The sequence below is a fragment of the Streptococcus sp. GMD4S genome (assembly GCF_000296955.1).
Window position 1 is genome coordinate 1 of sequence record NZ_AJRE01000201.1, and the last position, 1,658, is coordinate 1,658.

Sequence of the window (1,658 nt, forward strand, 5' to 3'; positions counted from 1 at the left end):
TGCGTTTTTTCTTTAAAAAGTAACTGATTTTCTTTAATTTATATTTATTTTTTTGCTTTTTGCTATTGCAATTCTTTCATTAATTTAGTATATTTGTTATATTAAAAGTTTTCAGTCATTTTAAGGGAGAAATGACCTTTTAAATTTTTTTATCTTAAAATGAAAGCGCTTTATAAACAGGAGGTAAGGTGGCTTACAAATTATCAGAGAGTTTTTTCATTAAATCAAGTTGTAACCAAGTCAGACTTGGGCTTGGGCAGTAGCTGACTGCCTTTCTAAAAACTAGGAGTATATTATGAATCGATACCTTTTTGAAAAAGGGCAAACATTTAGCATTCGGAAGTTGACTGTAGGTGTGGCGTCTGTTATCGTCGGACTGGCATTTTTTGCTTCTGGAACCGTGCGTGCAGACGAAACGTCTCCTGCCACAACATCCAATTTAGATCAGCAAATGAAACAAGTCGCAGATATAGAAAAGACCAAGGTTGAACCAGTCAAAGAAGAAGGCCGTGTAGAAGCTGAAAAACAAGAAACACCTGTTGCCGATACCAACAGTGCTGACTTGCTCCCTGAAGACATTCAGGACCGTGCCTATCCCGACACACCTGTCAAAGAACTCGATACGACTACTATCGTTGACCAAAAAGCTAGTCCAAAAGTAGAAACTAAGAGCATTCTAAAGGACAAGGAAGAAGCTCCAAAAGAAGCTGAGAACGGAAATCGTGCCATCATTAACGGTGGACAAGACCTCAAACACATCAACTACGAGGGACAACCTGCTACTGCTGCTACTATGGTTTACAGCACTTACAACGCAGGGGAACAACGCTACCTCGTTTCAGGCTCAGGTATCTTTGTAGCACCTAACCTGATCCTTACCGTTGCTCATAACTTCCTAGAAGCCAATAAAGAAACTAGCGAAGGTCACATTCGTGGTGGAAAATCTGCCCAGTTTTACTATAACGTTGGTTCAAACAGCGAAAAGAAAAACTCACTGCCATCTTCTGGGACTACGGTTTTATTCAGAGAAAAAGACATACATTTCTGGAACAAGAAAGAGTTTGGAAAAGGCTATAAGAATGACCTTGCTCTTGTAGAAGCTCCTATTCCTCTTCCGATTGCTAGTCCAAACAAAGCAGCAACCTTTGCGCCTTTAGCGGAGCACAAGACACATCAGCCGGGAGAAGCCATCAGTACGATTGGCTACCCAACTGACTCGAGCTCCAAAGAACTGAAACAACCTATCCTAGCTGGTCAGCTTTACAAGGCAGATGGGACCATCCGATCTGTTGAGTCCTATGATGATAAGGGAACAACCGGTATTACCTACAAAACCACTTCTGTATCTGGTTTGTCTGGTGGCGGGATTGTCGATAGCCAAGGAAAAGTTCTGGGGGTTCACCAACACGGAACCGTTGACAATGGTGTGGCTGAAAAGGATCGCTTTGGTGGCGGACTCGTCCTTTCACCTGAACAACTGAAATGGGTGAAGGACATGATTGCCAAGTATGGTGTGAAAGGCTGGTACCAAGGTGATAACGGAAATCGTTACTACTTTACCGATGAAGGACGTATGCTTCGGAACGAAACAGCTGTTATCGGAAGCAACGAATATTCCTTCAACCAAGATGGGATTGCTACCTTGACCAAGGGAGTTG

The 1,658-nt window shown here is 42.3% G+C and carries 1 protein-coding gene; it reads left to right on the forward strand.

The window, feature by feature from the left end; translation table 11 throughout:
- Nucleotides 1–295 precede the first annotated feature (295 nt).
- A partial coding sequence (locus GMD4S_RS08615; protein ID WP_001083122.1) for a trypsin-like peptidase domain-containing protein occupies nucleotides 296–1,658 on the forward strand: 1,363 nt, incomplete at its 3' end.